21 protein-coding genes and 1 pseudogene are annotated in these 23653 nt (G+C 69.6%); 16 read left to right on the top strand and 6 right to left on the bottom strand.

Going from position 1 to position 23653, the window contains the following annotated elements; all coding sequences use genetic code 11:
• Positions 1–17 precede the first annotated feature (17 nt).
• From MRBLWS13_RS08895 to MRBLWS13_RS08860, 8 genes are all read left to right on the top strand, one after another.
• Positions 18–956, top strand: coding sequence for a sugar-binding domain-containing protein (locus tag MRBLWS13_RS08895; protein ID WP_349428677.1), 939 nt, complete (start codon positions 18–20; stop codon positions 954–956).
• Positions 957–958: 2 nt separating this feature from the next.
• The gene (uxaC, locus tag MRBLWS13_RS08890) at positions 959–2389 is read left to right on the top strand and encodes a glucuronate isomerase (protein ID WP_349428676.1); all 1431 of its coding nucleotides are present in this window, start codon (positions 959–961) and stop codon (positions 2387–2389) included.
• Positions 2386–3726 carry a mannitol dehydrogenase family protein gene (locus MRBLWS13_RS08885; RefSeq protein WP_349428675.1) on the top strand — a complete coding sequence of 447 codons (1341 nt, stop codon included), beginning with the start codon at positions 2386–2388 and terminating at the stop codon, positions 3724–3726. The genes uxaC and MRBLWS13_RS08885 overlap by 4 nt, the downstream gene beginning before the upstream one ends.
• On the top strand, positions 3723–4961 hold the full coding sequence (gene manD, locus MRBLWS13_RS08880; protein WP_349426079.1) for a D-mannonate dehydratase ManD: 1239 nt from the start codon (positions 3723–3725) through the stop codon (positions 4959–4961). Before MRBLWS13_RS08885 ends, manD begins: the two co-directional genes overlap by 4 nt.
• Positions 4958–7225 (top strand): glycoside hydrolase family 3 N-terminal domain-containing protein, encoded by a 2268-nt coding sequence (locus MRBLWS13_RS08875; RefSeq protein WP_349428674.1) that lies wholly within the window; start codon positions 4958–4960, stop codon positions 7223–7225. The genes manD and MRBLWS13_RS08875 overlap by 4 nt, the downstream gene beginning before the upstream one ends.
• Before the next feature lie 39 nt (positions 7226–7264).
• Positions 7265–8125, top strand: a complete 861-nt coding sequence (locus tag MRBLWS13_RS08870) for a fumarylacetoacetate hydrolase family protein (RefSeq protein ID WP_349428673.1) — start codon at positions 7265–7267, stop codon at positions 8123–8125.
• Position 8126: 1 nt separating this feature from the next.
• Positions 8127–8798 carry a hypothetical protein gene (locus tag MRBLWS13_RS08865; RefSeq protein WP_349428672.1) on the top strand — a complete coding sequence of 224 codons (672 nt, stop codon included), beginning with the start codon at positions 8127–8129 and terminating at the stop codon, positions 8796–8798.
• Between the two features lie 533 nt (positions 8799–9331).
• Positions 9332–10036 carry a DUF899 family protein gene (locus MRBLWS13_RS08860; protein ID WP_349428671.1) on the top strand — a complete coding sequence of 235 codons (705 nt, stop codon included), beginning with the start codon at positions 9332–9334 and terminating at the stop codon, positions 10034–10036.
• A 95-nt stretch (positions 10037–10131) separates the two neighbouring features.
• On the opposite strand, the gene MRBLWS13_RS08855 is transcribed toward MRBLWS13_RS08860, so the two are convergent.
• Together MRBLWS13_RS08855 and pgi are read right to left on the bottom strand one after the other, a co-directional pair.
• Positions 10132–11016: a phospholipase gene (locus tag MRBLWS13_RS08855; RefSeq protein ID WP_349428670.1), complete on the bottom strand. Its 885-nt coding sequence runs from the start codon at positions 11014–11016 to the stop codon at positions 10132–10134.
• Positions 11017–11265: 249 nt separating this feature from the next.
• Positions 11266–12948: a glucose-6-phosphate isomerase gene (pgi, locus tag MRBLWS13_RS08850; RefSeq protein ID WP_349428669.1), complete on the bottom strand. Its 1683-nt coding sequence runs from the start codon at positions 12946–12948 to the stop codon at positions 11266–11268.
• Positions 12949–13048: 100 nt separating this feature from the next.
• On the opposite strand from pgi, the gene MRBLWS13_RS08845 reads away from it, so the two are divergent.
• The 3 genes from MRBLWS13_RS08845 to MRBLWS13_RS08835 all read left to right on the top strand — a co-directional run bounded on the left by MRBLWS13_RS08845 (position 13049) and on the right by MRBLWS13_RS08835 (position 15090).
• On the top strand, positions 13049–13879 hold the full coding sequence (locus tag MRBLWS13_RS08845) for a Cof-type HAD-IIB family hydrolase (RefSeq protein WP_349428668.1): 831 nt from the start codon (positions 13049–13051) through the stop codon (positions 13877–13879).
• A 108-nt stretch (positions 13880–13987) separates the two neighbouring features.
• Positions 13988–14377: an HNH endonuclease signature motif containing protein gene (locus MRBLWS13_RS08840; RefSeq protein ID WP_349428667.1), complete on the top strand. Its 390-nt coding sequence runs from the start codon at positions 13988–13990 to the stop codon at positions 14375–14377.
• Entirely contained in the window at positions 14374–15090 is a 717-nt protein-coding gene (locus MRBLWS13_RS08835) for a hypothetical protein (RefSeq protein ID WP_349428666.1), read from the top strand. The genes MRBLWS13_RS08840 and MRBLWS13_RS08835 overlap by 4 nt, the downstream gene beginning before the upstream one ends.
• A 15-nt stretch (positions 15091–15105) precedes the next feature.
• Here the strand turns inward: MRBLWS13_RS08835 and MRBLWS13_RS08830 are convergent, their stop codons facing one another.
• Both MRBLWS13_RS08830 and MRBLWS13_RS08825 read right to left on the bottom strand, forming a co-directional pair.
• Positions 15106–15948, bottom strand: coding sequence for a hypothetical protein (locus tag MRBLWS13_RS08830; protein ID WP_349428665.1), 843 nt, complete (start codon positions 15946–15948; stop codon positions 15106–15108).
• 10 nt (positions 15949–15958) lie between these two features.
• On the bottom strand, positions 15959–16609 hold the full coding sequence (locus MRBLWS13_RS08825) for a TetR/AcrR family transcriptional regulator (protein ID WP_349428664.1): 651 nt from the start codon (positions 16607–16609) through the stop codon (positions 15959–15961).
• 114 nt (positions 16610–16723) lie between these two features.
• Between MRBLWS13_RS08825 and MRBLWS13_RS08820 the strand changes: the two are divergent.
• A pseudogene (locus tag MRBLWS13_RS08820) lies at positions 16724–18180 on the top strand (MFS transporter).
• Positions 18181–18555: 375 nt separating this feature from the next.
• Here the strand turns inward: MRBLWS13_RS08820 and MRBLWS13_RS08815 are convergent.
• Together MRBLWS13_RS08815 and MRBLWS13_RS08810 are read right to left on the bottom strand one after the other, a co-directional pair.
• Positions 18556–20283 carry an amidase gene (locus MRBLWS13_RS08815; RefSeq protein ID WP_349428663.1) on the bottom strand — a complete coding sequence of 576 codons (1728 nt, stop codon included), beginning with the start codon at positions 20281–20283 and terminating at the stop codon, positions 18556–18558.
• Positions 20280–21314, bottom strand: a complete 1035-nt coding sequence (locus tag MRBLWS13_RS08810; protein ID WP_349428662.1) for an agmatine deiminase family protein — start codon at positions 21312–21314, stop codon at positions 20280–20282. The genes MRBLWS13_RS08815 and MRBLWS13_RS08810 overlap by 4 nt, the downstream gene beginning before the upstream one ends.
• 99 nt (positions 21315–21413) lie before the next feature.
• Between MRBLWS13_RS08810 and MRBLWS13_RS08805 the strand changes: the two genes are divergently transcribed.
• The 4 genes from MRBLWS13_RS08805 to MRBLWS13_RS08790 all read left to right on the top strand — a co-directional run bounded on the left by MRBLWS13_RS08805 (position 21414) and on the right by MRBLWS13_RS08790 (position 23635).
• Positions 21414–22043: a TetR family transcriptional regulator C-terminal domain-containing protein gene (locus tag MRBLWS13_RS08805; protein ID WP_349428661.1), complete on the top strand. Its 630-nt coding sequence runs from the start codon at positions 21414–21416 to the stop codon at positions 22041–22043.
• Positions 22040–22621 carry a hypothetical protein gene (locus tag MRBLWS13_RS08800; protein WP_349428659.1) on the top strand — a complete coding sequence of 194 codons (582 nt, stop codon included), beginning with the start codon at positions 22040–22042 and terminating at the stop codon, positions 22619–22621. The genes MRBLWS13_RS08805 and MRBLWS13_RS08800 overlap by 4 nt, the downstream gene beginning before the upstream one ends.
• 5 nt (positions 22622–22626) lie before the next feature.
• Entirely contained in the window at positions 22627–23328 is a 702-nt protein-coding gene (locus MRBLWS13_RS08795) for a M23 family metallopeptidase (RefSeq protein WP_349428658.1), read from the top strand.
• Between the two features lie 85 nt (positions 23329–23413).
• Positions 23414–23635 (top strand): hypothetical protein, encoded by a 222-nt coding sequence (locus MRBLWS13_RS08790; protein ID WP_349428657.1) that lies wholly within the window; start codon positions 23414–23416, stop codon positions 23633–23635.
• Positions 23636–23653 lie beyond the last annotated feature (18 nt).

Here is a 23653-nt window from a genome sequence, read left to right as displayed (position 1 = left end):
AGAGACGAACAGTGCTCATGCCCATCTCCACTTCCACCCGCGAACTGTTCCGCCTGGACGGCCTGTGGCGGTTCGCGCTCGACAGCGTCGCCACCCCCGAGCCGTGGGCGGGCGAGCTCCAGAGCACCCTCGAGGCCCCGGTTCCGGCCAGTTACAACGACGTGTTCGCCGATCAGAAAATCCGGGAGCACGTCGGCTGGGTCTGGTACCAGCGCACCGTGCGGGTGCCCCGCGGGTGGGCCGGCGAACGCGTGGTCCTGCGAGTGGATGCCGCCACCCACGAAGGAGTCGTCTACGTCGACGACAGCAAAGTCGCGGAGCACGTCGGCGGGTACACGCCGTTCGAGGCCGACGTCACCGACCTGGCGGGCGCGGGTGAGCAGGTTCGGATCACGATCGGCGTGAACAACGAACTGACGAATGAGACGATTCCGCCCGGGACGATGTCGACGACCGCGGCGGGCCGTCGCAAGCAGGCGTACCGCCATGACTTCTCCAACTACGCGGGGCTGGCTCGCTCGGTGATCCTGTGTTCGGTTCCCGAGACGCGCGTGACCGACATCACCGTCAGGACCGACCTCGACGGGTCCACCGGTGCCGTGGATTACCGAGTGGAGACCTCGGGAGATGCCGATGTCCGCGTCGTGCTCTCCGACGCCGCCGGAACCGAGGTCGCCACCGCGGAAGGTGCGTCGGGCCGGCTGACCGTGCCGGATGCGGAACTCCGCGTGAGCGAGCCCGCCTTCTCTCCGACGATGTTCGACGACAACACCCAGGCGGCGCACGCCCAGGGCATCCGAGAATTGATCGACCGCGACAAGAACCACCCGAATGTGGTGATGTGGTCGATCGCGAACGAGCCCGACTCCGTCGAGGAGGGCGCCCGCGAGTGGCGCCCGAAGGCGGCCGCCTTCGCTCTCCGCGACCGGTGGCTTGCCGCCGCAGAAGGGGTGTGAACGTGAGCGATTCATCCCTGGCGCCCGCCGTCGAGCGGCTCGGACTCCTGTCATCCGACGCTCTGCTGCCGGCTGATCCGCGGACGCGCGACATCACCCGGGACCTCTACGCCGAGGTGGCATCGGCACCGATCATCTCGCCGCACGGTCACGTCGACCCTCGACTGCTCGTCGACGATGCTCCCTTCCGCGATCCCGCCGAGCTGCTGGTGACGCGGGATCATTACGTGACGCGCATCCTCCACTCGGCGGGGGTGCCGCTCTGGGAGCTGGGTCTGGATGTGAATCGGCCTGTGGATCCACGCGAGGCGTGGCGCCGACTGGCAGAGAACTGGCATCGCTTCGCCGGGACGGCGAGCGGGTACTGGCTGACGCACGAGCTGTCCTCGCTGTTCGGGATCGAGGAAGAGCTCGGCGAGGGGTCGGCCGATCGCACGTACGACCGCATCGCGGCGGCGCTGGGGGAGCCGGAGTTCCGCCCGCGTGCGCTCTTCGACAGGTTCGGCATCGAGGTGCTGGCGACGACCGACGATCCGCTCGATGACCTCGAGCCGCATCGCCTCCTCGCCGCGGACTCGTCCTTCAGGGGCCGCGTGCTCCCCACCTTCCGCCCGGACGCCTACGTCGACCCGGACGCGGCTATGTTCACCGAGAACGTGAACAGGCTCCTCGCCGCGACCGGGCAGCGCACCACCTTCGCCGGCTACCTCGCCGCCCTCGCCGAGCGCCGCGCGCACTTCATCGCGAGCGGGGCGGTGTCGGCGGATCACGGCGTTCTCGAACCGTTCACTGCCGACCTCACGCCGTCCGATGCCGACGGCCTCTTCCAGCAGGCGCTGTCTGGCACACTCGACCTCGCCGGCGCACGCCTCTTCCGCGGCCACATGCTGTTCCAGATGGCACGGATGAGCGTCGATGACGGCCTCGTGATGACCGTCCATCCCGGAGTGCGCCGCAACCACCACACGCCGACCTTCGAGCGGTACGGCGCCGACACCGGCCACGACATCCCGGTGCGCACCGAATACACGGAGAACCTGCGTCCGCTCCTCGAGGCCTTCGGCACCGCGCCGGGGTTCCACCTGGTGCTGTTCGCCGTCGACGAAACCCTCTACTCGCGTGAGATCGCTCCACTCGCGGGGTTCTATCCGAGCGTGTACATCGGCGCACCGTGGTGGTTCCTCGATGCGCCCGACGCGATCCTGCGCTGGCGTTCGGCTGTCACGGAGACCGCCGGCTTCTATCGCTCGAGCGGCTTCATCGACGACACGCGTGCGTTCCTCTCCATCCCGGCACGCCACGACACAGCGCGCCGTGTGGATGCCTCCTTCCTCGCGCGCCTGGTCGTGGAAGGACGCGTCTCGCTCCTCACCGCCCGCCAGATCTCACGAGACCTGGTGGGAGCCATCCCCGGAGAGGTATTCAAGCTGTGACAGACCTCACCTCCGAGCCGGGCCGCCCTCCGCGGCCGGTGCGCATCGTGCACATCGGGTTGGGCCGGTTCTTCCGTGCCCACCAGGCCTGGTACACAGCCAGGGCGACGGATGCCGCCGACTGGGGGATCGCAGCGTTCACGGTCCGCAGTCCCCGGGCAGCGGAACAGCTCGCAGCCCAGGACTTCTCCTACCCGCTCACCGTTCGGGGACCCGACGGTGACACGGAGGAGCTCATCGACAGCGTCGTCGCCGCGCACGACGGCGCGGATCTCGACGCGCTCCGTCGCTACCTGGCCTCCCCGGACGTGGCGGTGATAACGCTCACCGTCACCGAAGGCGGATACGGGCTCGACGCCAACGGCGACCCCGACCTCGCCGACGTCGAGGTGCAGAACGATCTCGATGCACTGCGAGCCGGCGCGACCACCGCTCAGACGGTGCTCGGCCGCCTGCTCCTCGGCCTCGATGCCCGCCGACGGGCCGACGCCGGACCGATCGCGATCGTGCCGTGCGACAACATCCCAGACAACGGCGCCTTCGTGGCGCGCGGAGTGACCGGGTTCGCCGCGCGGGTCGACAGCAGCCTGGCGGACTGGATCCGCTCGCACGTCTCATTCGTGAGCACGTCGGTAGACCGCATCACCCCCCAGGCGCCCTCGGGTGAGATCGTGACTGAGCCGTTCACCGAATGGGTGCTGGCCGGGGAGTTCCCCGCCGGGCGGCCGCACTGGGAGAGTGCCGGCGCCCGCTTCGTCGACGATATCGAGCCATGGGAGAACCGCAAGCTCTGGCTCCTCAACGGCGCGCACTGCATCCTCGCCTTCACCGGCATCCCGAAGGGGCTCGAGACGGTGGCGGACGCGATCACCGACCCGGAATGTCTCGCGCTGGTCGAGGACTTCTGGTCCGAAGCCGTCGCCTGCCTCCCACCCGGCACGGAGCACGAGGACTACCGGGAGCAGCTTGTCGCCCGATTCGCTAACCCCCGCATCGTCCACCGGCTCAGCCAGATCGCGACGGGAGCGACCTCCAAGGTGCAGTTCCGCTTCGCCGCGGTGGCCGAGCGCATGCTCGATGCGGGCCGCGCTCCCGCTGCCACGGCCCAGGCGACTGCGGCCTGGATCGACTGGCTCGACACCGGACCCTCCGAATCGGACCCGCGCGCGGACGAGCTCGCCGCGGCCGCGGCAACCGACGCTACGGTTCTCGCCCTCATCGAGGTCCTCTCTCCCCGGCTCGCGGCCTCCGAATCGTTCGTCGCGCGCGTGCGCGCTGCGACAGCCACGCACCCCGACGGGTTCGCCGTTCCCTCATCCCCACGGAGAGCATCATGATCATCGAAAAGGCAGAAGTCATCGTGACCAGCCCCGACCGCAACTTCGTCACGCTCAAGCTCACGACCGACGATGGATTCACCGGGCTCGGCGACGCGACCCTGAATGGTCGCGAGCTGGCCGTGGTCACCTACCTGACCGAGCACGTGGTGCCGCTGCTGATCGGTGCCGATGCGTCGCGGATCGAGGACACTTGGCAGTTCCTGTACCGCTCGGCGTACTGGCGGCGGGGCCCGGTCACGATGGCGGCGATCGCCTCGGTCGACATGGCGCTCTGGGACATCAAGGGCAAGGCGGCCGGGATGCCGGTGTACCAGCTGCTCGGCGGCGCTTCGCGCAACGGCCTGATGGCGTACGGGCACGCGTCCGGCAAGGAGCTGCCCGAGCTGTTCGACTCGATCCGCTCCCACCAGGAGCAGGGCTACAAGGCCATCCGGGTGCAGACCGGTGTCCCGACGCTGAAGGCGATCTACGGCATCGCCGCGCAGGGCGCCGACGTCGGTGACGCGACGGTCCGCTACGACCACGAGCCGGCGCGCCGCGGCGCGAAGCCCGTCGAAGAGGACTGGGACACCCGCGCCTACCTCAACCACCTGCCGGGCGTGTTCGAGGCCGTCCGCAATGAGTTCGGCCCCGACATCCCGCTGCTGCACGACGGTCATCACCGGATGACGCCGATCCAGGCGGCGCGGCTCGGCAAGGACCTGGAGCCGTACGACCTGTTCTGGCTGGAGGATTGCACGCCGGCCGAGAACCAGGAGGCTCTTCGCCTGGTGCGCCAGCACACCACGACGCCGCTCGCGATCGGCGAGATCTTCAACACGATCTGGGACTTCAAAGACATCATCCGCGACCAGCTCATCGACTACGTCCGCGGGGCCGTCACCCACATGGGCGGCATCACGTCGCTGAAGAAGACGCTCGACTACGCCGCGATGTACCAGATCAAGTCGGGCATGCACGGGCCGACCGACATCTCGCCGGTGGGAATGGCCGCGGCGATGCACCTCGGGCTGTCGATCCACAACTTCGGCATCCAGGAGTACATGAGGCACGGTGCCAAGACCGACCAGGTGTTCCAGCAGTCGTTCACCTGGACCGACGGCTACCTGCACCCCGGCGACAACCCCGGTCTCGGTGTCGAGCTCAACGTCGATGAAGCCGGCAAGTACCCCTACGCGCAGGCCTACCTGCCGTACAACCGCCTGCTCGACGGCACCGTGCACGACTGGTGATCAGCGTGCCGGAGTTCCGTCGCATCGTCGTGATGGGGGTCGCGGGTGCGGGTAAGACCACGATCGGACGGGCACTGGCGGAGGCCCTTGACGTGGCCTTCATGGACGCCGACGACCTACATCACCCGTCGAATGTCAGCAAGATGTCTGCCGGCGTGCCGCTCGAAGACAATGAAAAGCAACCACCACGTTGTTGTAGTGACAACACGACCAACAAGCGGCGAAAGGATCCCGTGAACACTTCACCGACGAATCAACCACTGCTCGGCGCTCGATCCCGACTGATCCTGCAGGTGGACGGCTTGTCGTTCAAGGATCTCAACGGCAACGGCATGCTGGACCCGTACGAGGACTGGCGACTCCCAGTAGAGGTCCGCGTCCGAGACCTGCTCGGGCGGATGACCCGATCCGAGAAGATCGGCATGATGCTCATCACCTCCCACTACATGGGGAAGTCCCGGATCATCGGCGACCCGACGCAAGGCATCCTCAACTCCCACGAGAAGTGGTCGACCGAGAACTTCTGGGCCGACGAAGGCTCAAGCTTCCGGCACTTCGACCAGCCCGTGCTCGAATACGTCGGCAGCGAGAAAGCGATCCTCGAGCTGGGCCTGCGCTACCTGATCGTGCGGGACAACCCGCGTTCCGACGACCTCGCTACCTGGGTGAACGCCCTGCAAGAGCTCGCGGAGTCATCGACCCACGGCATCCCCGTCGTCATGGTGAGCAACCCGCGCAACCACGTGTCGGACGTGACGATCTTCGGCATCGCTGAGGCCGCCGACCAGATGTCGCGCTGGCCGGGTGAGCTGGGGCTCGCGGCGACGCGGGACGCCGGTCTGGTCGAGGAGTTCGGGCGGCTCGCGGCGCGGCAGTGGCGTGCGGCGGGAATCACCAAGGGCTACATGTACATGGCCGACATCGTCACCGAGCCGCGCTGGTCCCGCGCGTCCGGTACCTTCGGCGATGACCCGGGGCTCGCCGCCGACATGATCGCGGCTGTCACGCGGGGCTTTCAAGGTTCCCGGCTCAGCAACTCCTCGGTCTCGCTGACCACCAAGCACTTCCCCGGCGGAGGTCCTCGTGATCGGGGCCACGATCCGCACTTTCACCACGGACGCCTCCAGCCGTATCCGACCGAGGGAAGCCTGTACCGGTACCACCTTCCCGTCTTCGCGGCGGCAATCGAGGCCGGTACCACGTCAGTGATGCCGTACTACGCGACGACCGTCAACTCGCGTTCCGCGCCGCAGCTGAAGGGCAGCCGGCCCTTCGACGAGGTGGGATTCGGCTTCGACCGCTACCTCATCGAAGAGGTGCTGCGCGGTGAGTTGGGCTTCACCGGGTACGTCAACTCTGACACCGGGATCTCGACCGGCATGCCGTGGGGTGTGGAAGACCTGAGCCGGCCCGAGCGGTTCGCTAAGGCGATCGACGCCGGCGTGAACGTCTTCTCGGGCGACGGCAATCCGAGGCACCTCCTGGATGCGGTGGAGCAGGGGCTCGTGACCGACTTTCAGCTCGACACCAGTGTGTCATTCCTCCTTGCCGAGATGTTCGAGCTCGGTCTCTTCGAGAACCCGTACGTCGACCCCGCCCTGGCTCAGGCCGTCGCCGAGGACCGCGAGATCCAGTCACTCGCCGACACGGCGCACCGCCGGTCGATCGTGCTGCTGCGCAACGATGCGAGTCTGTTGCCGCTCTCGACGCCCGAGACCCGCCTCTACGCCGAGGTGTTCACGGGCACGGGAGCGGAAGAAGAGACCGCGCGCTTCCGGCGCGAGGTCGAGGCGGCGCTCGAACCCGGCGCCGACATCGCGCTGACGGACTCCGTCGAGTCGGCCACGCACGCCGTGCTCTGGGTGCGTCCCGCCATGTCGGTGCTCAACGACCGCTCCGGCAAGGAGATGTCGATCGAGCTGGACGCCGAGACCGGTATCGACCGTCAACGCATCGTGAGCATCGAGGAGCGGATCCCGACGATCCTGGTGGTGAACTTCACCAATCCGTGGCTGATCGACTCGATCGCGCCCGCGGCAGCCGCGGTGGTCGGCACCTTCGGCGTTCTCACCGACGCGCTCGTCGACGTTCTCCGCGGCACCGTCACCCCCACGGGCCGGCTTCCGTACACCATCCCAGCCGACGCGGATGCCGTAGAAGGCAAGGCCCCCGACATCCCGGGTGCGGCCGAACCGGAGCACTACGCGTACACGGATGCCGTCGGCGCCCGCTACGAGTTCGGGTACGGGCTCACCCGCTTCTAGACCGTCCTCCTCGAAAACACCGCAGGAAAGGAAAACAATATGCGAATAGCCAATCGGCAAGGGCGTGCCATACTCGTCCGCGACGGCGACGCTGCACACCTCGAGGCTGCAGACATAGAGACCGCGACCGCGGGGCGGTTCTCATCAGACCCGGCCCACGCGTTCGAACGCTGGGACGAACTCGCCGCCTGGTTCACCGAGTCCGGATCTGCCGTTGCAGGGTGGGAGCCGATTGAGGCTTCGCATCTGGGGCCGCCAAGTCCCTCGCCCCGCCAGATCTTCGCGATCGGGGTCAACTACTCCGCGCACGCCGATGAGACCGGCATCGCCGTTCCCGAGCATCCGATGGTCTTCACCAAGTTCGCCTCGGCGCTGACCGGGCCCGAGACTCAGGTGTCGTTGCCAACCGAGACGGTCGACTGGGAGATCGAGTTGGTCGTTGTGATCGGCCGGCAGGGTGCGAACATCCCCGCCGACGCCGCGTGGGATCACATTGCCGGACTGACGGTTGGTCAAGACATCTCGGAACGCACATTGCAGATGGCGGGGAAGTTCCCGCAGTTCAGCCTCGCCAAGTCCTATCCCGGATTCGCGCCGACCGGCCCCGTCGTCGTTTCGCTCGACGAGTTTGACGACCTGAACGCGATCCCGCTGCGTGCCACGGTGAACGGGCGCGTGGTGCAGGAAGGCTCCACGGCACAGCTGATCTTCGGCATCCCGACCCTCATCGAACGGATCTCTGCCGTCTGCACGCTTTATCCGGGCGATCTGATCTTTACGGGCACCCCCGACGGCGTCGGGATGGGCCGTACTCCTCCGGTGTACCTGAAGCCCGGCGATGAGCTGGTCAGTGAGGTGCCCGGCGTCGGCATCTTGCGTCAGACGTTCGAGAAGAACTGACATGCGACGGTGGATGCTCGGTGCGGCGGCAACCCTCGCGGTGATCGTCTGGTCGGTCTCGGACTACATGCGTTGGCGCGCCCTCGGGGTCGGCGGCCTTCCCCCCACGATGTGGGGGTGGCTGAGGGTCACACACATGCGTATCCGAGCCGGCGACCCGTTTTCCGTGCGCACAGATGGCGTGGCGCACCCTGAGATCGCCGCGCTTCCCGCGAGGTCGTCGCCGCGGCCCGCGATCGCTCCTCATCCGGTTCCCCACCGGGTACTAGACCAGCACGCCTCGGCGGACCTCGTCTTGGACCTCGAGGGCGTCTTTGACGATTTCATCGCCACGGCCGACTCGTCGATCGAGTACCGGACTAGCAGTTGGGAAAGGCACAACAAGGCGCTGTTCCTCACCGCGTCACCGCGGTGGCGCGAGGGAGCTCGCTTGGAGTTCGGCCACTTCCACCCCTCGGACGGCTCCATGCACGTCATTCTCTCGCCCGCCGACGCCGCCATCGTCGTGGAGCGGTCATGGGGCGAGCTTCACCCGCTGGCGGGGAAAATGCTGGATCTGCCCGCCACGTACACACTCCTGTATCCGCCTCGCGATCGGGACGACCTGACGGTGGTGCGGACGATACTTCAAGCCGCGCTGGTCGCCACGGCGGAGCGCTCCGCGGTCGCATGACCCGCATGCCGTCGCTGGACCGATGCAGCGTCGTCACCGTTGTACACGCTCGGAATCTGCGAAGCAGAGTATTGCGTCATGAGATCACTTGACGAGGGACTCCGGCAAACGATCGTGCGGCGGAGATCCTCGTCAATGTCACCGCACTTCGAGTAGCCCTGCGACGTTTATCGCTGAGAGCCTGGTAAGGCTTGGCACCCCATCAAGTCACGGTTGTCACTGTGGCCGATCTCACGGGCAATGCGCGAGGGCGGAAGTATCCCCCTAGAAGGCCGGCCGGATCACCGGCCACAGATGGACCAATATCAGCCGCTGGAGACGGGACACGGAACTGTCGGCGGCGCGGTGAAAAGGGAACACTCAACGATTGGAGAGTGATCACTTTGGAGGACTGGGCACTGACTCGCAGGTTGGCTGCGGGGGGCCGCGGTCGTGCAGGTCGCGAATGCGCGCCATCCGACGCACTGGCCCTTGACCTCGGCATCCTGATGTGTACAGTGTGAACATACGCACTCGCACACTCGGAGGTTCCGATGCAGAGCACGACCCAGCAAGCCCTTCCGCCCGTCGTCGATGCCGAGACGTGGCGCCGCGAGCTCGCCGAACTCCGCGTCCGCGAGAAGGCGGCGACGCGCGAACTCGACGCGATCGCCGCGCAGCGACGCCGGCTGCCGATGGTCGAGCTGCCCGACTACACCCTCGTCGGCAAGGACGGATCCGTGCGCCTGGCCGACGTCTTCGAGGGCAGGTCGCAGCTCATCGTCTACAACCACATGTGGTTCGAGGGCAAGGAATGGCACTGCCCCGGCTGCACCGGTCTCACCTCGCAGTACACGCGTCTCGACTTCCTCGAGGCGTACGATGCCCGCTTCGTGATCGTGACCCAGGGCCCGATCGACGAGGCGCTCGCGTACCGCGAGAAGACCGGCAACCGCATGGAGTGGTACTCGACAGCCGACAGCCCGTTCGGCGCCGACATGGACGCACCCGCCGGCGGCGGGTTCGCCGTGAACGTGTTCCTCCGCGACGGCGACACGGTGTACCGCACGTGGCACACGAACGGCCGCGGCACCGAGCAGCTGAGCCACACGTTCCCGCTCATCGACCTGCTGCCGTACGGCAGGCAGGAGATGTGGCAGGACTCGCCGGAGGGGTGGCCGAAGTCCGACACCTACGACGGCTGGTTCACGTCGCAGAAGATCGCCGAGCTGTACGGCCCGGGTTCGGCGCGCGACTGAGAGCGGGATGCCGCGCTCCGCGACTGCGGCCGGGGCGCGGCATCCTGCGTCATATCGCGCACCGGCGCTCGCTCAGCGGCCGGTGGCGCGACGGGTCAGTACCAGTCGGTGGCCTGCGAGTGACCCCACGCGGCGCAGGGGGTGCCGTACGAGCCGGCGATGTAGCCGAGGCCCCAGGCGATCTGCGTTTTAGCGTTGCTCTGCCAGTCGGCGCCGGCGCTGGCCATCTTGTTGCCGGGGAGCGACTGCGGGATGCCGGTGGCGCCGCTTCCGGAGTTGTAGGCCTGGTAGTTCCAGCCCGACTCCTTGTTCCACAGCGACTCGAGGCACGAGAACTCGCCGTCGCCCCAGCCGTAGTGCGAGGCCGCCATCTGGCGTGCGGTCGCCTTGGCGCCGTCGGGCGTGTTGGCGGCGGCGAGGGCGGCAGCTGCCGCCTCGGCCTGGCGCTGCGCCTCGGCGGCGGCTGCGGCGGCCGCGGCGGCCGCTTCCTCCGCGGCCTTCTGCGCCTTGGCGGCGTCGAGGTGCTCGCGCAGCTCGGAGATGCGCGCCGAAACCCGAGCGGTGACGCGGTTCGCGTCGGCGGTGATCCCGGGCACGAGGAGCATGGGAACGAGGTCGAGCTTCGACAGGCGGTCGGCCGCGTCCTCGAGGGAGGCGGTGTCGATCGATGTGTCGGGCAGGCCGATGTCGAGGCCGGATGCGGCGATGTCGGTGGTCACCGCGGCAGCCTCGGTGAGCGCGACGCGCGCGGCGAGCACCGAGCCCTGGGCGTCGACGCGGATGTCGCGGAGGGTCGCTTCGGGCGCGGTGGCCGAGGCGATGGCCGACGCGGCCAGCGGGGCGGCGTTGGCGAGGGTCGGCGAGGCCAGCGTCAGGCCCGTTGTGAGGGCGATGCCGAGGGCGGCGCCGGCGGCGACGGCGGGGACGAAGAAACGGCCGCGGCGGCGGCGGGCAGAAGTGAGTGACGAGTCTGAGTGCATGACGAACGTACGATCCTTCGGGGTTTCGCGCCGCGGGTATCGGCGCCGTGCGCCCTCGGGGCGGACGCACAAGTGCCCGAGTCTGCCTCATGCCGTCTGGACGAGTCCCGGTGTTTTCCTGAACGAATCGTGGGAGGCGTTTTCCCTGAAACTCCTGATCCGGGGCACGAGAAGGTGCTTTCCACCGTCGAGAACGAAAGGGGGGAGGATGCCGGAGTCCCGGCATCCTCCCCCCTTCAGGTAAGCGATTCAGGCGGTGCGATGCGCCGTGTAGTAGCCGAGCAGGGCGCGGGTCGAGGCGTCCTGCGCGGCGATCGCCTCCGCGTCTCCCTCGATCGCCGGGGCGATCTGCAGGGCGAGCTGCTTGCCGAGTTCGACACCCCACTGGTCGAACGAGTTCACTCCCCAGATCACGCCCTGGGTGAAGGTGATGTGCTCGTACAGCGCCACCAGCTGGCCGAGCACCGACGGGGTGAGCGCCGGGGCGAAGATCGACGTGGTCGGCTTGTTGCCCGCGAAGGTGCGCGCGGCGACGAGGGCGCCGGTGGTGCCCTCGGCCTCGACCTCTTCCGCCGTCTTGCCGAACGCCAGCGCCTTGGTCTGCGCGAGGAAGTTCGACAGGAACAGCCCGTGCACGTCGCGCCCGTCGTCCGACAGCGGGTAGGCGGGGTTCGCGAAGGCGATGAAGTCCGCCGGGATCAGCCGGCTGCCCTGGTGGATCAGCTGGTAGAAGGCGTGCTGGCCGTTCGTGCCCGGCTCGCCCCAGAACACCTCGCCGGTATCGGTCGTCGCAGGGGAGCCGTCCCAGCGCACGGACTTGCCGTTCGATTCCATCGTCAGCTGCTGCAGGTACGCGGCGAAGCGGCTGAGCTGCTGGGCGTAGGGGAGCACCGCGTGCGACTGGGCGCCGAGGAAGTTGGTGTACCAGACGTTCAGGAGACCCATCAGCACGGGCACGTTGCGCTCGAGCGGGGTCGTGCGCACGTGCTCGTCGACCGCGTGGAACCCGGCGAGCAGCTCGCGGAACACGTCGGGCCCGAGCTCGATCATGAGCGACAGGCCGATGGCCGAGTCGACCGAGTAGCGGCCGCCGACCCAGTCCCAGAACCCGAAGGCGTTCGCTGTGTCGATGCCGAAGGCGGCGACCTTGTCGAGCGCCGTCGACACGGCCACGAAGTGGTGGGCGACGGCATCCGTCCTCGCCTCGTCCGAGCCGTCGATCGCGCCGGCCGCCTCGAGGCCGGCCCAGAGCCAGTCGCGGGCGAGCCGCGCGTTCGTCAGCGTCTCGAGGGTCGTGAACGTCTTCGACGCGACGATGAACAGCGTCGTCTCGGGATCGAGCCCCTTCGTCTTCTGCGCGAGGTCGGTCGGGTCGATGTTCGAGACGAACCGCGCCTCGATGCCGGCGGTCGCGTAGGGCTCCAGGGCCGCCGAGATCATGACGGGGCCGAGGTCGGACCCGCCGATCCCGATGTTGACGATATGGGTGACCTTCTTGCCGGTCGCGCCAGCCCACTCGCCGGAGCGCACGCGGTCGGCGAACGCCGTCATCGCGGTCAGCACCGACTGCACGTCGGCATCGATGTCCTGCCCGTCGACGACCAGCCGGGGCTGGGCGCCCTCTGGGCGGCGGAGCGCCGTGTGCAGCACCGCGCGGTCCTCGGTGGTGTTGATGTGCTCGCCGGCGATCATCGCGGCGTAGCGCTCGGCGACCCCGGTCTCCTCGGCGAGGCGCACGAGGGCGGCGAGGATCTCGTCGGTCACGAGGTTCTTCGACAGGTCGACGTGCAGGTCGGCGAGCCCGAAGCTCAGCCGTTCTGCGCGGCGCGGGTCGATCGCGAACCAATCGCGCAGATCGGGGGCGAACAAATCGCGGAGGGAGCTGAGCTCGGCCCAGGCGGACGTGGTGGTGGCATCGACGGGAGCGGTCACGCCCCCTAAAGTACCCGCGCCGATGCGCGCGTTGGTTACGCGTTACTCACCGGCGGTCGGTGTTCGTTGTGAGCGCGCCTACCCTTGAGAAGGAGGTGCCATGCCCTATCCCTCACCCGACCTGCGCCTGATCGCCGTCGATATGGACGGCACGCTGCTCGACGGCGACGGTCGCATCCCCGACGCTCTGTGGCCGCTGCTCGACCGTCTGCACGCCCGCGGCATCCGCTTCGCTCCGGCGAGCGGGCGCCAGCTCGCGACGCTCCAGCACGCCTTCGCCGACCACCTCGACCACATGGTGTTCATCGCCGAGAACGGCGCCTACGTCGTCGAGGGCGAGAGCGAGATCAGCTCGGACGCGATGGATACCCCTTTCACGGCATCCCTCGTCGCCCGCCTGCGCGCGCTCGCCGCGGCGGGCCGCAACCTCGGCGTCGTCGTGTGCGGCAAGCGGTCCGCCTACATCGAGCGCGCGGATGCGCCGTTCCTCGCGGAGGCGCAGAAGTACTACGCGCGCCTGCAGGTCGTCGGCGACCTGCTCGAGGTCGACGACCAGATCCTCAAGGTGGCGATCTTCGATTTCGCGGCGGCGGCGACCACGGCCCCCGCGCTCGACGACCTGCGCGCGACGCACCAGGTGGTGGTCTCGGGGCACCACTGGATCGATGTCATGAACCTCGGCGTCAACAAGGGCGTGGCCTTGCGCCGGTTGCAGGCGGCGACAGGGATCACGCACGAGCAGTCGGCCGTGTTCGGCGACTACCTCAACGACCTCGAGATGATGGATGCCGCGGCACTGTCGTTCGCGATGGCCAACGCGCACCCGGATATCGCGGCCCGGGCGCGCTTCCGCGCTCCCTCGAACCTCGACCACGGTGTCATCACCACGATCGAGAAGCTCCTCGACGGCGTGCCTGACGCCGTCGCCTGAGTCGGCGCGTCCCGTTCGTGAGCCGTCAGCGCGGGAGCGGCATTCATCCGGCGCGCGTCCGGCCGCGTCGGCCCCGCGTCGACCGCCGCGCTCGGTAGCGTGGCCTGCATGGCTGTGAGTCAGACCAGGCGGGCGCGCGCGGCGCGGCGCCGTGCGCGACGCGTGGCCGCCGCGGACAACGACCTCACCCTCGACGAGTGGGAGGCGCTGCTCGAGGCGTGGGCCTCGTGCGCGTACTGCGGCACCGCGGTAGGCCCGTTCCAGAAGGACTGCGTGCTGCCCATCTCGCGCGGCGGCCGGTACACGTTCGAGAACGTCGTCCCTGCGTGCCGCTCGTGCAACGCGAGCAAGAGCAATGACGAGGTCACCGGGTGGCTGCGCCGCAAGCGTCTCGACGAGCGCGCCTTCCTACTTCGGCACGTCGAGGTGCTCCGCGCCTGGCGCGACACGGCGGAGGTGGTCGTAGAGGAGGCCGAGGAGGAGGTGGGTGCGCCGTGACGGTCGATATCCGTCCGTACGAGTCCCGCGACTGGCACGCCATCTGCCGCATCCACGATGCCGCCCGCCTCGATGAGCTGAGGGGCGCCGGCCTGCTCGAGGCTTACCTCGACCTCGCCGCCACCTTCGAGAACGAAGGCCTGTTCGACGACCAGGTGTGGGTCGCCGAGTGCGAGGGGCGCGTCGCCGGCTTCATCGCGGAGCGTCGACCAGGAGGGCGGCGAGATCACCTGGATCTACGTCGACCCCGCCCGCTATCGCCGCGGCATCGGCCGCGCGCTCGTCGAGCACTTCATCGCGCGGGCGGGCGGGCCCGTCTCGACGTCCTGCGTGATGAGCTGATGAAGGACCGATCGGATGCCGCCACCCCGGTCGCCACGGTGACCGAGGGTGTCCTCCGCCACATCCTGCGCCACATCGACATCTACCGCCGCGAGCTGGCGGACGGGGGAGGGACGCTGCACGCGATGCTGAGCCGGCACTTCCGCGGCACGACCGAGATCCTGCTGGAACGCGGGCGCATACGGCTCCCGCTGACGGCCGACGGCGTCGCGGACTCGGCCGTCGCGGACGCCGCCGCATGCTTCCTCGCCGACGGCACGGTGGGCGTCATCGACGGATGGCTGCGGCATCCCCGTCCCCGTGTCGAGGACTTCCTGCGCGTCTATCTCGCACTGCTGCCGGAATGGTGGCCGCACCGCCCCGCGGTCTGACCGCCGGGCCGGCGGTCACGCCCGGTCGGACCGCCCGAGCAGCGCGATGCCGTCGAGCACCGCACGGTGCGTCGCGGGTGAGGCCAGCACCCGGAAGTGCCCGGCCGCAGGCACCGTGATGTTGGTGGCGCCGTCCAGGGCGCTGCCCTCGGGGATGTGCGGGTCGAACGGGCCGAAGATCGAGACGATGCGCCCGTTGATCGAGGTCTCGCGCCCGAGCTTGACGATCGTCTCGTCGTCGGGGAGGAACGCCCGAATGCTCGGATCGACGAAGATGCGTGCCCGCCGGGCGCCGGCGAAGGGGGTCGCGACGGCCACCAGTCCGAGGAGGCCGAGCGGACGTGTGCCGGTGCGCGGCGTCGCCGCGGCGGCGGCATCCGACGGGTCCTCGCCCGAAGTGGCGGCCTTCGCCGCCTCGACCGCGGCGCCGGAGGTCACCAGTACGTGCTTGCCGATGAGCCCGCCCTTGCTGTGCGCCACGAGCACCACACCGGCCCATGGCGCCGCGGCGTCGGCGAGCACGCGCTCGAGGCGGTCGGCGGTGTCGGGGATGCTGCGGCGGTTCACGCCGAGTCCGTGGACCACCCGCACCCGGTGCCCCGCGGCTGCCAGGGCATCTCCGAGGGGGCGGAGGAAGGTCCAGTGCTCGTACACCCCGGGGACGAGGTACACCTCGGGAAGCGCGGGGTCGCCCTGGCGCCAGGAGGCCGGGATGGGACGCGGCCGGCCGATCGACCAGGGGAGCGAGAGCACGGCGAACTGGCGTCGCGCCGCATAGAGGTAGTCGGCCGCCCACCACAGGGCATGCCGTACCGGCGAGGAGCGCGGGGCTGCGCCGGACGCGGCACGGTCGACCATGGTGCGCAGTCTACGAGGGGGGCGGCAGGGCCGTGCCGCGCACGCCCGTGATCGCCGCTTCCACGACGGATGCCGCGAGCGCGTCGACGACGGGTGCCGGCTGCCAGCGCACGGGGCCGTGTACCGCGATCTCGGCGAAGCCGTGGACCGCCGACCAGCACGCCCACTCGGCGTAGGGTCGTCGATCGGGGGCGAGGGCCCCGGCATCCACCATCGCGTCGAGCGTGTCCATGAGCAGGCTGAACGGGGCGACGATCTCGTCGTCGAGAGTGACGATGGCGTCGCTGGCGTGGGTGTCCTGCGTGAAGAAAGCGGTCTCGAACCAGCCGGGTTCCGCCCGGGCGAAGTCGATGTACGCCAGCCCGACGCGGCGCAGGCGCTCGATGGTGGCCGCTGCGGGCGCGAGGCCGCCGGGGGTCGCGGCCACGCGAGCGGTGATCGCGGCGGCGAGTGCGAGCTGCGCCTCGCCGGCGACGGCCCGCACGAGAGCATCGCGGTCGGCGAAGTGCCGGTACGCCGCGTTGGGCGAGACGCCGGCGGCGCGGGTCGCCTCTCGGAGCGTGACCGCGCCGGGACCGCCGGTGCGCGCGAGCTGCAGTCCTTGCCCGATCAGGGCCTGTCGGAGGTCACCGTGATGATAGGTGCGCACGGGTGAAGTCATTGCGTCCTCCCGCCCGGGTGTGTACGGTGTGAACATTGCATGTGAACAGTGTCCACATCGAGCTTAGACCCTCGCTCTTCCCTCCCCGACCGAGAACACGCCTAAGGAATCGACATGAGTCAGACGAGCCCCGCAGGGCCCGCCGCGTCCGACGAAGAGCTTCACGCACAGCCCGGTCCACGGACGCTGCGCGCGTTCTACCAGGTGCTCGTCAACACGGCGCTCGCGAATGTGACCAGCAGTTTCCTGTGGTTCGCCCTGACGTTCTGGGTGTACCTCGAAACGCAGTCGGTGCTCGCCACGGCCATCATCGGCGGCTCGTACATGCTGCTCGTCGCGGTGTTCGGCGTGGTGTTCGGCGTGATCGTCGACCGCATGAAGAAGAAGGCCGTCATGCTGCTGTCGAGCATCGTGACCACGGTCGCCTATCTGCTCGCGGGCGTGATCTTCCTGACCACACCCGAGAGCGCGCTGCTCGACTGGACCGGCCCCTGGTTCTGGGCGTTCGCCGGCGTCATCCTCGTGGGCGGGGTCGTCGAGAACCTCCGCAACATCGCGCTGTCGACGACGGTCACCCTGCTCGTGCCCGGGGAGCGCCGCGATCGCGCGAATGGCCTGGTGGGCGCGGTGCAGGGCATCGCGTTCATGGTGACGAGCGTCTTCTCCGGGCTGTCGATCGGTCTCCTCGGCATGGGGTGGACGGTCGCCATCGCCATCGCCGCCACCGGCGTCGCGCTGGTGCACCTGCTGTTCGTGCCCATCCCGAGCGGGGCGTCATCCACGTGGAGGGCGTGGCGCGTGCGGGCTTCAGCTTCCGCGGTGTGATCCCCGCGGTGATGGCGGTGCCGGGGCTGCTCGCGCTCATCCTGTTCGCGACGTTCAACAACCTCGTCGGCGGCGTCTTCATGGCCCTCATGGACCCGTACGGGCTGACACTGTTCTCGGTCGAGGCGTGGGGCATCGTCCTCGGTGTGACCAGCTTCGGCTTCATCATCGGCGGGGCGCTCGTGGCCAAGTTCGGACTCGGCAAGAACCCGGTCCGCACCTTGCTGCTGGTCAACATCGGGATCGCGCTGCTCGGTATGACCTTCGCCATCCGGGAGTGGTGGTGGCTGTACGCCCTCGGCATCCTGATCTTCATGGCCCTCATGCCGATTGCCGAGGCGTCCGAGCAGACGATCGTGCAGCGCGTCGTGCCGTATGAGAAGCAGGGCCGCGTCTTCGGTTTCGCCGCGAGCGTGGAGTCCGCCGCCGCGCCGGTCTCGGCATTCCTCATCGGTCCGATCGCGCAGTTCTGGCTCATCCCCTACATGGAGTCGCCGCAGGGACAGGACACCTTCGGCTGGCTGCTCGGCGACGGTGAGGCTCGGGGCATGGCGCTGGCGTTCGTCGGGGCGAGCCTCGTGCTGCTCCTTGTCGTGCTGCTCGCGTTCGTCTCGAAGCCCTACCGCGAGCTGTCGGATGCGTACGCCGCAGCGCCCCCGTCACTGCACACGGATGACGAGGGCACGGATGCCGTAGCCGCGGGCGTCCGCCCGGCGGCAGACGATCTGCGCTCAGGGCTGCGCTGACGCCCGGACGAGGCCCCGTGCCGCCGCGGCGATCGCGTCGGCCTCGGCCGCGAGGCCCGGCGCCCATGCGGCGAGGGCGGCGCGGCTGCGCTCGGCGATGATTCGCGCCTGTTCGGCCGCGATGCCGAGCTGGCCGAAGTGGTGCAGATAGAGCGCCGCGGTCCGCTGGAACTGCGGCGCGAACGACGTCCCAGCTCACGGCCGCGGGCGACCGGGTCGGCGGTGGTGGAGGTGAAGGTGCGGAGTTCCATGGGTTCCTTGCGATTCTTCCGGTCGTCGAGCGAGAGAGGAACGAGGCAGGCGAAACGTTGCGCGGGCGCCCCGGAGCGTCTCGTCGGGCTTTGCTCGTTCAGCGACCGCGGGCCGACGGCATGTTCAGAGCTCGGGCGTGCGCGGCGGCGCGGTCCGCCGCGGGCGGAGCGCCTCGAACGCGGCGGCCCAGGCGAGCAGCTCGGGGTCGCTGTACGCACGCCCGGCGATCGTCAGCCCGACCGGCATGCCGATGTCGTCCATCGTGCCCATCGGAACGGTGATGGTCGGCACGCCGAGGTGGCGGATCGCGAGGTTGCCGTTCGCGACCCAGACGCCGTTGCGCCAGCCGAGATCGGCGGACGCCTCGTTCACGTCCATGTCGGCGGGGCCGACGTCGGCGACGGCGGGGAAGACCACGGCGTCGAGGCCCAGGTCCGACATCCACTCCTCCAGGTCGCGGCGGCGGGTCTCCTCGAGGCCGCGCACGCCGTCCTCGATCTCGGGAATGTCGGTGAACGACGCGTACGGGTGCTCGCCCACCTGTGCGGGGTAGGTCGCGATGTCGTCGTCGAACCCGGTGTAGCGGTCGGCAAGTGCGCCGGGCGGATGCGGGAAGATCGCAGCCGGGTCGACGTCGTCGAGCCGGTCGAGTGCCGGGTCTCCGTTCGCCCGCAGGAAGTCGTCCCACGCCCAGGCCGAGAGATCGACGATCTCGCGGTGCAGGAACTCCGGGCTCACGAGTCCGCGCGTCATGACGGTGGGCGCCCCCGGGCGGTCGCCCTCGTAGTTCGTCACGACGGGGAAGTCGACCTCCACGATCTCGGCGCCGGCGGACTCCAGATCGCGGCGAGCCGTCTCCCAGAGCGCGATCACCGACGCGCGGGTCTCGACGCGCGTGCCCGTCGGTCCGCCGATGCCGCCGTCGGGGTTCGTGCCGGCCTCGGCGTCGGCGTTGATGTACATCCGCGGCACGCCGAAGCGGCGGCCGGCGAGCGTCGCGCGGGCCGTGTCGGGGTCGGCCGAGCCGAGCGCCGGGTACGAACCCGGGCGTGTGGCGGCGGTATCCGGAAGCGGGATCCACGGCTGAGTGCGCCAGAAGTCACCGCGGGTCTCGGGGTCGCGGGCGACGAGCACGTCGAGGATCTCGAGCATGTCGGCCATCGTGCGCGTGTGCGGCACGACCACGTCCATGGTGGGCACGAGCGGCCAGTTGCCGCGCACCGAGATCACACCGCGCGAGGGCGTGTACGCGCACAGCGCGTTGTTCGACGCCGGCGCCCGGCCGCTCGACCAGGTCTCCTCGCCGAGCCCGAAGGCGGCGAACGACGCGGCGGTCGCGGTGCCCGAGCCGTTGGACGATCCCGATCCGAACGCCGAGGTCAGGTAGTCCGCGTTGTACGGACTCTCGGCGCGGCCGTACACGCCGCGCTGCATGCCGCCGTTGGCCATCGGGGGCATGTTGGTGAGGCCGATCAGCACGCAGCCGGCCGCGCGCAGCCGCTCGATCGAGAATGCGTCGCGCTGTGCGACGAGGTCGGCGAACGCGGGCGAGCCCGCCGCCACCGTGAGCCCCTTCGCCAGGAACGAGTCCTTCGCCGTGTACGGGATGCCGTCGAGCGGCCCGAGCGTACGGCCCTCGGCGCGCCGGACATCGGATGCCGCAGCCTCGGCCCGCGCATCGGGATTGCGCACGACCACGGCGTTGAGCGCGGTGCCGGTGCCGGGCGCGTCGAACGCGTCGATGCGGGCGAGGTACGCGTCGAGGAGCTCGACGGCGGTGACGGCGCCGGACTGCAGCGCCGAGCGGAGCTGGGCGATCGTCGCCTCGACGACCGGGAAGTGGCGGGTCACCGGGTCACCGCCGGCTGCTGCTGCGTGATGCAGTGGATGCCGCCGCCGCCGGCGAAGATCTGGCGGGCGTCGACGGTCACCGCGCGGCGCCCGGGGTAGGCGGCCTCGAGGATCTCCCGCGCCTGCGCGTCCGCGCGCTCCTCGCCGAAGCCGCAGGCGATCACGCCGCCGTTGACGACGAGGTGGTTGACGTAGCTGTAGTCGACGAAGCCCTCGCCATCGCGCAGCGTCTCGGGTGCGGGCAGATCGATGATGTCGAAGCTGCGGCCCGCGGCATCCGTCTGCTCCGACAGGAACGCGCGCAGCGCGCGCGAGACCTCGAAGTCGGGGTGATCGGGGTTCTGCTGTGCGTGCAGCAGCAGGCGGCCGGGAGTCGGGATCGTCGCGACGATGTCGACGTGACCGTTGGTGCCGAAGTCGTCGTAGTCGCGGGTGAGGCCACGGGGGAGCCACACCGCCTTCGTCGCGCCGATCGTGCGGTGAAGCTCCGCCTCGACGCGCGCCTTGTCGGCGAAGCGGTTGCGGCGCGGGTCGAGCTGCACGGTCTCGGTGACGAGGACGGTGCCCTCACCGTCGACGTGGATGCCGCCGCCCTCGTTCACGAGCAGCGAGCTGACCACCTCGGCTCCCACCAACCCTGCGGTGAAGCGGGCGTGCTCGGCGGCCTCGGCCCACGACGCCCACTCGGGAGCCCCCCAGCCGTTGAAGACCCAGTCGACGGCGCCGAGGATGCCGGGGCGATCGTCGTCGACGACGAATGTGGGGCCGTGGTCGCGGAACCAGAACTCGTCGACGGGCGTCTCGACGATCTCGATGCCCGAGTCGAGCATGCGCCGCGCGCGATCGGACTTCGACGGATCGACGAGGATCGTCACCGGCTCGAAGTCTGCGACGGCGTTGGCGACGGCGCTCCACGCCGCGTAGAAGCGCTCCTGCTCGGCCGGGTCGTCGCCGAGCGTCGGCCCCTCGTTGGGGAACGCCATCCACGTGCGCTCGTGCGGATCGCCTTCGTGCGGCATCCTCCAGGCCATCGTCGCCCTCATCTCTGCTCGGCTCGCGGGGAGGTCCGGCTTCGGGTGGTCGTAATTGATCTATCGATCAATAGAGAAGATATCTATGCTGGCGAGAACATGTCAAGCACATCCTCGCGACCGCGCACCCGCAAGGCTCCCGCTGAACGCGCCGCCGAGATCGTCGCCGCGGCGACCGCGATCGCGCGCGAGCACGGTCTCAGCGCTCTCACCCTCCGCGCCGTCGCCGAGCGGGCCGGCGTCGCCTCCGGGCTCGTCGCCCACTACCAGCCGTCGATGGACGACCTCGTGGCGCGTGTGTACGCCGACCTCGTCGAGGAGGAGGTGCGCGACGTCGAGCAGGTCGTCGGCGCCATCGCCGACCCTGCGGCGCGGCTCGGCGCGCTCATCGACACCCTGATGGACGGCGCACGCGAAGAGCTCACCGTCGTCTGGGTCGAAGGGTGGGCGATGGCGCGCCGCAACGACGCGCTCGCAGTCGCGGTCCGCGCGCAGATGCAGCGGTGGCAGACGCTCGTCGAGGCGATCGTGGCGGACGGATGCCGCACCGGCGCGTTCTCGACGACCGAGCCCGGCGAGGTGGCGTGGGAGCTCATCGGCATGATCGACGGGCTCAACGCCCAGTCGCTGGCGCGCGGCACCGACACCACGCGCTTCGCCCTGCGCACCGCCCGCGCCGCCGAGGCGCTCGTGGGGGCGCGGCCCGGATCGGTTCCGGTCAGCGCATGAGCCGTATCCGATGGGATGAGATCCCGCCGGCACTCAGGGCCGCGATCGAAGACGTGCTGGGCGAGCCGGTCGTGGCGGCGCACTCGCAGCCCGGCGGCTACTCGCCCGGGTCGGCCGACCGCGTCGGCGCTGCCGCGCGGTCTCGACGACTTCGTCCGCGAGCACCACGAGGAGCTGACGGATGCCGCGGCCCGCGCTGTCGAGGACGTGCGAGGCGACCGGCTCGTGCACTTCGACACGCGCGCGCCGACAACATCCTGCTGCGCGACGACGGCACCGTCCTCCTCGTCGACTGGCCGTGGGGTGCGCGAGGCGTGCCGTGGTTCGACGCGCTGTCGCTGCTCATCAACGTCCGCCACTACGACCCCGGCGCCGACATCGAGAGACTGGTCACGGCGCATCCTGTCTTCGAGGGGATGCTGGCGGATGCCGCTACGCGCGTGCTCTCCGGGTTCGCCGGACTGTTCCTCGGCTCGTCGCTGCGGCCTGCGCCGCCGCGGATGCCGACCCTGCGCCGGTTCCAGCGCGACCAGGCCGTGGTGACGCTGGACTGGGTGCGCGAACGCTGGGAGGGTTGAGACCCGTGGGCGAGCTCGACGATCCGGTGGTGGTGCAGTTCCCGCTCCGCGGAGAGGGCTGGATGGCCGTCACGACTCCCGCCGCCCGCGTCCCGAGCCACGGTGTCGACATCCTCGGGCAGCGTTTCGCCTTCGATTTCGTGCGCGTCGACGACCGGCCGGGCGTTCACGTGCACCCGGCCTCGACCTTCACCGCCTCCACCGTGGGCGGACGCACGGACGAGTGCTACGCGTGGAACGCGCAGATCCATGCGCCGTTCGATGCGGAGGTGGTGGCGGCATCCGACGGCGTCGCCGAGCGCCGGTGGATCAATCCCGTCCGCGAGGCGGCGCGGATGGTGTGGAACGGCATCACATTCCGTCCCGACAGGATCCCGGCGATCCTCGGCAACCACGTGATCCTCCGCGCCGGAGACGTCTACGCGGGCTTCGCGCACCTCCGGCCCGGCACCGTGCGGGTGCGCGTCGGTGACGGCGTCGCTGCCGGCGACGTCATCGGCAACGTCGGCCACACCGGCAATTCGACATCGCCGCACCTGCACTTCCAGCTGATGGACTCCGCCGACCTCATGAGCGCGAAGGGCATCGCGTGCGCGTTCGCCGCCTACGACGTGCGCGTGGACGACGGCTCGTGGCGCCGCGTGGAGCGCGGCATCCCGGGCTCGCGCGAACGCATCCGCGCGATGGACGGCGGCCCGGCGGCGTAGCGTTACCGCCTCCTGCTTCGCGCCGCAAGCCCCCTCCGCGGGAGCTCGCAGCGCCGTACTTTCGGGGCAGCGAAGGGAGAACGCCATGACCACTCAGAACCCGTACCCCGGACCGATCCGCGACGACGACGACCCGATGCTCGACGACGGCACGGCCGGCGATGCCGACGGCATCCTCGACCCGATCCTCGACGCCGACGACGACCGGCCGCTCGATCCCGACTTGGACGACGACCAGCTCGACAGCGCTGCGGCCGATGAGCGCGCGGCCACCGCGGGCACCCTCGACGTCGACGATCGCCCGTGAGGCCGGGTGCACGCAACG

Origin of the sequence: Microbacterium sp. LWS13-1.2 (assembly GCF_040144835.1) — a bacterium.
In the GTDB taxonomy this organism is placed as follows: domain Bacteria; phylum Actinomycetota; class Actinomycetes; order Actinomycetales; family Microbacteriaceae; genus Microbacterium.
This window is presented reverse-complemented; position numbering and strand designations above follow the sequence as displayed.

Bases quoted from the DNA above. Each gene is read 5' to 3' on its own strand.
- MRBLWS13_RS08895 (WP_349428677.1), top strand. From the start codon at position 18: ATGCCCATCTCCACTTCCACCCGCGAACTGTTCCGCCTGGACGGCCTG.
- manD (WP_349426079.1), top strand. From the start codon at position 3,723: ATGATCATCGAAAAGGCAGAAGTCATCGTGACCAGCCCCGACCGCAAC.
- MRBLWS13_RS08870 (WP_349428673.1), top strand. From the start codon at position 7,265: ATGCGAATAGCCAATCGGCAAGGGCGTGCCATACTCGTCCGCGACGGC.
- MRBLWS13_RS08865 (WP_349428672.1), top strand. From the start codon at position 8,127: ATGCGACGGTGGATGCTCGGTGCGGCGGCAACCCTCGCGGTGATCGTC.
- MRBLWS13_RS08860 (WP_349428671.1), top strand. From the start codon at position 9,332: ATGCAGAGCACGACCCAGCAAGCCCTTCCGCCCGTCGTCGATGCCGAG.
- MRBLWS13_RS08855 (WP_349428670.1), bottom strand. From the start codon at position 11,016: ATGCACTCAGACTCGTCACTCACTTCTGCCCGCCGCCGCCGCGGCCGT.
- MRBLWS13_RS08845 (WP_349428668.1), top strand. From the start codon at position 13,049: ATGCCCTATCCCTCACCCGACCTGCGCCTGATCGCCGTCGATATGGAC.
- MRBLWS13_RS08840 (WP_349428667.1), top strand. From the start codon at position 13,988: ATGGCTGTGAGTCAGACCAGGCGGGCGCGCGCGGCGCGGCGCCGTGCG.
- MRBLWS13_RS08830 (WP_349428665.1), bottom strand. From the start codon at position 15,948: ATGGTCGACCGTGCCGCGTCCGGCGCAGCCCCGCGCTCCTCGCCGGTA.
- MRBLWS13_RS08825 (WP_349428664.1), bottom strand. From the start codon at position 16,609: ATGACTTCACCCGTGCGCACCTATCATCACGGTGACCTCCGACAGGCC.
- MRBLWS13_RS08810 (WP_349428662.1), bottom strand. From the start codon at position 21,314: ATGGCCTGGAGGATGCCGCACGAAGGCGATCCGCACGAGCGCACGTGG.
- MRBLWS13_RS08805 (WP_349428661.1), top strand. From the start codon at position 21,414: ATGTCAAGCACATCCTCGCGACCGCGCACCCGCAAGGCTCCCGCTGAA.
- MRBLWS13_RS08800 (WP_349428659.1), top strand. From the start codon at position 22,040: ATGAGCCGTATCCGATGGGATGAGATCCCGCCGGCACTCAGGGCCGCG.
- MRBLWS13_RS08790 (WP_349428657.1), top strand. From the start codon at position 23,414: ATGACCACTCAGAACCCGTACCCCGGACCGATCCGCGACGACGACGAC.